Here is an 8,324-nt window from a genome sequence, read left to right on the forward strand (position 1 = left end):
CACGACCACGAGCTCCATGTGTCGGTTGGGCTTGAACCGGGCACGGGGCATGGAGAGCCTCTGTATGAAGGTTCTCTGTTTCCGATTGCTGACAAAGGTACTGAGCTCTTCGACGAACCTGCGCCGGCCATCGTGAACGTCGTAGAACAGCACGTGAAACTCGAAGTCGCCCGGAGCCTTGTTGAAGGCCACCACCATGTTGGCTTTCCACGAGCGCTTGCCCAGTTGCTCGTTCTTGGTTTCCCTGAGCCTGTAGGAGTGCCCGCGGCGCGCGAATCCAAGGAGTCCGCGCTCCGTCAGTCTGACGGGAATCCGGCCTTGAGTCAGATAGACCTTGGCTTTCAGCCTGCCGGCGTCTACCGGGGCCGGGCAGAGCGCCATGGCCAGCAGGGCAAGACCCCCTACTGCCAGCGCTATCGGCGCCTTCAACGCGCGCCTGGCGTTTGGTTTCATGGTTACTCCTGGTCCCGAATGAACTGATTACTTCGGGGCCCGTTCTGTATAAACGGCGGCCTTGCAGCGAAGATTGACCCTGCGTCCAACCTGCGGCCAGGGTTGTCCGGGTTGTCCTCGGAAGCCGAAGGCGCACAGAGGGTCCGGCGTGGCCGGCGACTTCGGCCACGGTCCCCCTCGCGGGACTGCCCGGCCGGCCCTGTGGCAACCACGAGCTTGATACGCGCCGGAACGTGTACCCAGCGAACGAGTGAGGCTCTAACACTCTATGCGCTCTGGCGCGTATCAAGCTCGTGGTTGCCTGGTTCCTGTTGTCCTATGCCCCTGTTGTCCTATGCCCCCTCCAATAAGCCCTCAAGCGCACACCGGGCGCTCATGTGCCGACACCCAATCCAGTGCTTACCCACACTGCCACGAATGTCGATCGGACGGCGTCGGTGGTCTTGAAGTCAACACAGTTATCTATGCACTTCGCGACCACAATGGATCAGAGAATCGACACCAAAACGAAGCCGGCGCCCAAGAGCTCCGAGCATCGACCTCGCGGGGGCGCGGCGATCAGCGGGAGCCGGTCCACGCGCTTGAGCTCCGGCGCGCGTCGACTATGATGCGTGCGGCCGCTCGGCCATGATCGCCACCGGGGGAGCGGATCGGCGAGCCATGCGAAACAGCGGCCTGGAGGTAGCAGACATGCGGACTTGGTGCGCCTGGGCGACCACCATGCTTGCGGTCGCCGTTGTAGGCGCTTGCGATCCCTATGCGGACTTTGCGGCGGGTAACGGCAGCCTGGGCGCGGTCGACCCGGTCGACTTCCCGGTGGAGAACCTGGGCGCGGGTGGCAACCGAAAGAATCCAGGGCGCGGGACCTTCACGGAAATTGCGGCTTTCACGGGCGGTGTCGAGATCGGCTACTTCCGGTATCCGGTGCGTGAAGCAGACAACCCGCTGTGGGTGCGTGTCAACGGCGAGCGGGCCGATGTGGAGGCTCCGAGGGCGTATGTTTTCGATCCGGGGCTCGAGCCGATTCCGCAGGCGTACGCATGCACTGCACCGGCCGGCTACATCTACGACAGCGTCTACGACGAAGTACGTTACGACCTGCAGGGCGCCATCTTCACGCAGCTGCCCGAGGCGACCTACCGCGAGGGGGTCCAGTCGGGCTCCAGCTACGTGCCCGTGGTTTCGCAGGTGCCGGTGGATTCCACAGGGCTTGGCTGTCAAGAGGTGACGAGCGAAGACGGGCTTGTCTCCATCTACGGTCTTGCCGGACCCGACGAGCTTGCCGCAGACGGGCGCTACCTCGCCTGGCTGATCATCGAACCGAGCGCGGCGGTCTATCCGCGTGGACAATCATCCAGAACGGATCATCCAGGACTCGGCCTGCAGCACTGGGGCTGGTTCAATCGCTACCTGCTCGCCTACCTGGACGGCGGCTACATTCCCACGGTCGATCTGCCACAGCCCGATGGCAGAATCGCCACGCAGATGGCCACGCAGAGGCTCTACTATCCTCGCTCCGCGATCCTTCGCGATCCGAACGATCCCGCGAGCGCGAGACCGGGCCGACTCGGCGAGGGTTACGACGTGTTGCAGGCACGGCGCGGCCAGCCCGGCTACTCGCCTGTATGCGAGGTATTCAGCTACGATGCTGACCGCAATCCGATGCTCGACCTGCCCGTGACCGCGGACCGCCTCCCGAAGGATGCGCTCTCGATCGAAAGCGATCCCGGCTACGCCATCGAGCCGGCTGTTCCAGGTTACAGCTACTGCCTCCAGGTCCAGCGATGACACGCGCATCCGTGTGGTTTCGAGGATCGGGGCGGCGAGCTTTCCGCTTTCTGCGTTCTTCTGTGGCTTCGCTTCTGTGCGCGACCTACGCCTTGCTGCTCGCCGACCAGGCCTTCGCTCTCGGCGAACAGCACGGGCGCGTCAAGGGTACGGTGACCGACGTCCAGACGCGCAAGCCTCTTGTCGGCGTCGGCATCACGGCCAAGGGCCCGGCCCTGCTCGGCGAACCGCGCTCGGTCAAGACGGATCGGCGCGGTCGCTACGATCTCGGCGACCTGCCGCCTGGGCCGTACGTGCTGAGCTTCAGCTACTCGGGGCGAGAAACCTTGAAGCGCGAGGTGATCGTTACTCAAGGCGTCGCCGTGCCCGTTCATGTCGCGTGGTCCCGAGACGACGTTGAAGTGATCGAAGTCGGCGGCCACCGCACCATGACGCGGCCCGATTCAACCCAGACAGGCACGGTGCTCAACGCAGACACGCTCAGGAAGCTGCCCACCGGCCGCTCCTACCAGAGCATAACCAAGAACATGCCCGGCGTGACCGGAGGCAGCAACCCGAACATCAAGGGTGGATCGTACAACATGAACCGCTATCTCGTGGACGGCCTAGACATCACCGACCCGGTAAGCAAGACCTTCAGCGCCAACATGACGTTCGACGCCGTCTCTTCGGTGGACGTGGTCACCGGTGGTGCCGAGGCCGAGTACGCCTCCCTCGGAGGCGTCATCAACGTCCAAACGGCCAGCGGCTCCAACGCCTGGAAGGTGAACGCATCGCTCTACGCGAACCACCACAGCCTATCGTCGAGCGGCAACTTCGGTTCCCAGCTCTGGGAGGCCCGCCAGCCCTACAATGAAGCCTCCCCCGGTCCCAACCAATCCGCACAGGCCAACGTGAATCTGGGCGGCCCGCTGATCAAGGACAAGCTCTGGATCAATGCGACCTACGAGCTGCGCCTTCACGAAAGCTCGAGCGTGAAAGGGCCACCCCTTGGCGTTCCCCCGTACAACATCCAGCACCCTTCCTACACCAGCGTGAACAACCTGGCGCGCGTCAAGCTGCAGTTCGTGCCGGCGCCCCAGCACCGGCTGACGTTTTCGACCAACTGGTCCCCGGGCTCCTTCAATAACGTGGAGGGCGGCAACACGCGCCTGGGCGTGGCCGAGAACCGGCAAGACCAGGACGGCTTGCTGGCCATCGCAACCTGGGATTTCCTACTGGGCCCGAACATCACCACCAGCGTGCGCGGCGGCCTGATGACGAACATGATCGAGCTCGCCCCGCAAGGACTGCTCGGGAAGATCGACAACACCGGCTGCCAGTTCTTCAGCGACAGGAATTGCACATGGAATCCGAACCAGGCATCCCACTACAACCTGCACGACCAAACCAGGTGGTACCAGGGCAGCAGCCACTACTTCGATCGCCGCGGTCGGGTGCAGTTCGACCCCTCGCTGCAGATCAAGAGCCGCTTCCACGGCAGCCACGACATCAAGCTCGGCATCCAGACCCAGTTCAACTGGCGCACCAACACGGACTACGTGCTCGGCGATCGGATGGGAAACGTCGGCTACGAGTATACCGACCTCGCACCCCGCTACACAGAGCTCGAGGCGGGGCTCTGCGATCCGCAGGACCAGACCACACACGGCAACTGCTTCCGCCGAACCGAGTACACAGACTACGACGCGCGGCAGCAGGGTTGGGGGGTGGGGTTGTTCGTGCAGGATCGCTGGTGGACGCCCATCGAATGGCTGCATGTGTTGCCTGGCCTGCGGTTTGACTACGGTGCGAGCTACGATACCAGCGGACAGCGGGTGACATCGCTCTACGGGTTTTCGCCGCGCCTGGGTCTCGCAGCGGACATCACGCAAGACGGCCGCAACATCCTGTCAGCGTACTACGGCCGTCACCTGGAGACGCTCGCGCTGAGCACGGCTTCGGGGGTGGATCGGCGTGCGCGCCGCATCACCAGGGTTCAGCAATGGGATCCCGCTACGGCTTCCTACTCGCGGCTGGTCGCCGAAAGAGGCGGACCGGAGGGCGTTGAGTTCGATCCCAATGCCCGCCCTCCACGGGCCGACGAGATCACCCTGGCCGCGCGCAGGCAGCTGGTGCCCGGTCTCGCGGGAACCGTGGAGTACACCTACAAGCGTATCAGCAATCAGTGGACAAGCCTCGAGGTCAACCGGATCTGGGACCCGACCGGCGTCCGCGTCGTCGACTGGGTCATCCCTCAGCTCAGGAACAAGGAGGTCTACCGGTACATGACTCCCGACGAATCCTACGACGTCTACCATGGTCTGTCCTTCAGCATCGCAGGCCAGCCGAGCAGCAGCTGGGACATCGCGGCCTTCTACACGCTCGCCTGGAGCTACGGTTCGTGGCTTGACGACAATCCGCGCCAGCAGCGCTTTCTCTTCGGATACAACGGTGAAGATCATCGCCACAGGCTGCGCCTGATGCCCACCTACGTGCTCGGTAACCATCTCACGCTAGGTGCAACCCTGACCTACCAGAGCGGTTCCCCGCTCTCGAAGTGGTACTACAACGAGTTCGAGGGGAGTCGTGACAACCGGCGTTCGCCGCGCGGCACGGTCCCTTCTACCCCCAACGAGACCAAGGCGATCGCGGAGTTCCGGGAGCCGGACACGTTGGGGGTGGACGCGCGCATCACCATCAACCTCTTGCCCGAGGACCTCGGCCAGAGCCTGAACCTGTACGTGGACGTCTTCAACCTGCTCAACAGCCGCACGCCTACCGGCATCACGAGCTCCGACATCGAGCGCTTTGGGCGGGTCTCGGGCAGGCAGCGCCCGCGCAGGATACAGCTCGCGCTCAACTACCTCTACTGATACCCAACCCATACTCCGCCTCCGCCAGGCACCGAGCCGGCGGGCTGGCATCTTGCCGCAGGCAGTCCAGGTGCAGCGACCTTGTGCGCGTCATCGCAGGCAGTGCAGGGCCGGGCGGTGTCCTAATCAATCGAATCCGTCCCGAGCCTTGGGCTTGAGGACCACGGCGCGGCTTCGCATGCCGTCCATGTGTACCTCGATCGGCTCGTCGAAAGCCACGTGCCGTACGAGCTCGCTTTCGGTTCGGGCAGGCAGGCTGTCGAGCCACTTTCGGTCCAGAAACCCTTGCATGGCCGGGCTCACCGTCAGGTAGCCGATCCGATGCGATGTCAGGTTGTGAAAGAAGTGAGTTCCTTGGGATGGGTCGACGTGGCGCTGTCCTAGCGGGGTCTCTACCATGACCTTCGCGCCCGCGATTTGACTCCACTGCACGGGGATACCGAGGGTGGGATCTTGGGTGCCCCAACGCCCCGGTCCGGCTAGCATGTAGGGCCTGCCGTCGGCTTGCAGCTTCTGGTTGATGGCTCCGACCTCCTGCGCGGCCCGCCGGGAGACGCCTGATCTGAAATCGTCCGGCTTCACGTATACCACGTCGCGAATAACGCCCAAGAAGCCATGGCCGAGCGCGCGCGAGGTGCGGCAAAGAATCCGCTCCGGGGGCAGCTCGTCGAGATCGACCCTGGGGCCCCCGAGCTCCATCGTGGCCATCGGCCGCAGCTGCAGGACGTACAGGCGCGGAATGCGGCGCCGGGCTCCCGGCGCAAGCGGCCGTCCCCAATCGGCGATGTCAAGAGCGAATTCGATTTCGATCTCGCTCGCCATGGCGTCCCGCGCCAGCTTGAGCAAGGCCGCCAGGGCTTCGGCCAACGGCAATGCGTTCCATTTGAGGATGTTGTGAAACGTGACGATGCGCGGGCCCCGCAGCTTGAGGTTATCGCGGATGGCGTCGTCTTCAGCGGAGTAGACGCTTCCAGCGAGCGCAAACGTACCGTCTTGCTCTGCTACAGAGAGCTCCTGCAGCGCAAGAGAGACCGCTGGCCCCTCCAGCACATCGACTTCGGGCTCCGCCAGATTGACCGCGTAGAACTGTTTTTGCGCAAACTCCACGTACGCGCGCGCGCTCGGGAATTGGGGCAGAACCGCGGGCGCTCCCGGCGAAAACCGCAGCGCGCGGCCGCCGGTCATCACCATGTGCCCCAGACCCAGCGCGATCACAGCGACTCCATCCTCCGCCTTCTGAGATCCAAACGGGTAGTAGTTGTATGATTGCGCTACACCCGACAGCTGGGGATAGAAACGATCGCCAAAGCGCTGGCCAACGACCTGCTGGATTACGACGCCCATCTTCTCTTCTATCCCGTGCGGCGTGCTGGCGATGTAGCTGCGAGCCTCCCTGGAAAAGGTCGACGCGTACACGCCTTTGATGGCCCTGCGCAGCTCCGAGAAGCGAACCGCAACGTCGCGGTGGTTGTTGGGCAGCAGATAGGTAGCATACACTCCGGCGAATGCAGCGACTCGGGAATCTTCGAGCAGGCTCGAAGAACGCACGGATAGCGGGCCCTTCAATGCCAGAAACGCCGAGAACAGCTGATCCAAGAACTTGGTGCGAAACGTCCCCTCCAGCAGCTTCTGGGTGATCCTGCGGTCGTCGCCCTGGCGCATGGCGTCCGTGATGCGGCACTGATCGATGAAACGATCGAACTCATGGGTGCCCACCACGATGGTCTTGGGGATCCGTATCTCGAGATCTTCCGGAAAATCGCGCAAACGGTGGCGTTCGATCAGGGAGTTTATGAAGGCCAGGCTACGTGCCTTTCCGCCCAACGAACCCTTGCCCACGCGCACGAAGCGGTTCTCCGAGCCGCTGGGCGCCGCCGACATGTCGGTGATCACGCCCGCTTGCTCGTTGTTGCGGGCCTCCTGCAGCACGCGGATCAGGTACTGCCGCGCCTCCTCGACGCCGTCGAAGTCCTCCAGCGTCTTCGGGCGGATTCGATTGGCCAGGTCGAACATGCTGCGTGCCTTGAGCCAGACAGAAAAATCGTTGCGTACGCTGTGGTGGACAATCGAATCGGCAGGTACTTCTCCCAGGAGCTTCTCCATCTCGTAGATGCTACCGGCGCGGGCGATCTCGCTGCCGTCACGCAGCCGGAAAACGAAATCACCGAAACCGAGCACCGTTCGCAGGAACTCCCTTACCTGAAGCGGAAACCGAGGGGATTTCTTGTTCGCAAGCGATGCGTTCAAGGCTGCTACGCGCTTGGCTGCGGAGCGTTCGGATGATTGGAACATGATCGGAAGCTCGGGGCTGGCTTCCCTGATCATCTCCGCGAGCTGCAGCCCACCTTCGGCCTCTTCCACGCCGTTGCGCGGATAGCGAATGTCCGTGATCAGCGCGAGCATGTGACCCCGGAATCTCCTGTAAAGCGCCATGCCTTCCTCGAAGTCGGTCGCCAGCAGGATCTTGGGGCGCGCACGCATTCGTCGCACGCGATGCAGGTCGTTGACACCGTCCGAGATGAGGGATTGCGCGTGGGTCGTAAGCTCGGGGTAAAGCAGGCCCAGGAAGGTCGAGTAGGCGCGGATTTGATCCTCGACGACTAGGATTACCTGCACCCCCGCCACGCGTGTGTCATGCGCCACGTTGCGCGCGTCTTCAATGTGCTTGATGACGGCGATCATGATCTGCGCGTCGCCCGTCCACAAGAAGATGCGGTCGATCGTCTTTGGCCGGCCGTCAGGGAAGCGCTGCAGCTCGACCTCGTCGAAGATCAACAACACCACCGGAAGCGCGGGATACCGCTCTTTGATCTGCCTGCTCAGCGTCGCAGCATCACCGTCTTCCAGGTGGGCGACCGTGATCACGAGATCGAAGCGACGTTCGATCAACAGGTCCATGGCGGCACGTGCGGTGGGTACGTGCAAGATGCGTGGCGCGTCAGACAGGTGCAGCTCCGAATAGCGGGTGAAGAGCTGGTCGGTGAGCGGACCGTCCTCTTCCAGGGCAAACGCGTCGTAGGCCGACGAGACCATCAGGATCTCACGGATCCTGAAGGGCATCAGATGCCGGAACGTTTCGTACCAGGATCGAGCCGGAAGGCTGCTGGCGGTGGTCGCCGGGGCCATCGAGCAGACGCTACATTGGGCGTCGGGTCAACATAGCGTTGGTCTTGATCCGACGCCTTAGACTACACCCTGGTCGAGCATGGCATCCGCGACCTTGATGAA

The 8,324-nt window shown here is 63.2% G+C and carries 4 protein-coding genes; 2 read left to right on the top strand and 2 right to left on the bottom strand.

Going from position 1 to position 8,324, the window contains the following annotated elements:
• A partial coding sequence (locus MJD61_06465) for a hypothetical protein (GenBank protein ID MCG8554918.1) occupies positions 1–453 on the bottom strand: 453 nt, incomplete at its 3' end.
• A gap of 660 nt (positions 454–1,113) precedes the next feature.
• Here MJD61_06465 and MJD61_06470 point away from each other — a divergent pair.
• Together MJD61_06470 and MJD61_06475 are read left to right on the top strand one after the other, a co-directional pair.
• Positions 1,114–2,241 (top strand): hypothetical protein, encoded by a 1,128-nt coding sequence (locus MJD61_06470; GenBank protein ID MCG8554919.1) that lies wholly within the window; start codon positions 1,114–1,116, stop codon positions 2,239–2,241.
• On the top strand, positions 2,238–5,096 hold the full coding sequence (locus tag MJD61_06475; GenBank protein MCG8554920.1) for a TonB-dependent receptor: 2,859 nt from the start codon (positions 2,238–2,240) through the stop codon (positions 5,094–5,096). The genes MJD61_06470 and MJD61_06475 overlap by 4 nt, the downstream gene beginning before the upstream one ends.
• Positions 5,097–5,222: 126 nt before the next feature.
• Here MJD61_06475 and MJD61_06480 read toward each other — a convergent pair whose 3' ends face one another.
• A complete protein-coding gene (locus tag MJD61_06480) occupies positions 5,223–8,222 on the bottom strand; it encodes a hypothetical protein (protein ID MCG8554921.1) in 3,000 nt (999 codons plus the stop codon).
• Positions 8,223–8,324 lie beyond the last annotated feature (102 nt).

Source organism: Pseudomonadota bacterium, assembly GCA_022361155.1.
Taxonomy (GTDB): domain Bacteria; phylum Myxococcota_A; class Polyangia; order Polyangiales; family JAKSBK01; genus JAKSBK01.

Excerpts from the sequence above, each read along its gene's own strand:
- MJD61_06470 (MCG8554919.1), top strand. The coding sequence starts at position 1,114 with ATGCGAAACAGCGGCCTGGAGGTAGCAGACATGCGGACTTGGTGCGCC.
- MJD61_06480 (MCG8554921.1), bottom strand. The coding sequence starts at position 8,222 with ATGGCCCCGGCGACCACCGCCAGCAGCCTTCCGGCTCGATCCTGGTAC.
- MJD61_06475 (MCG8554920.1), top strand. The coding sequence starts at position 2,238 with ATGACACGCGCATCCGTGTGGTTTCGAGGATCGGGGCGGCGAGCTTTC.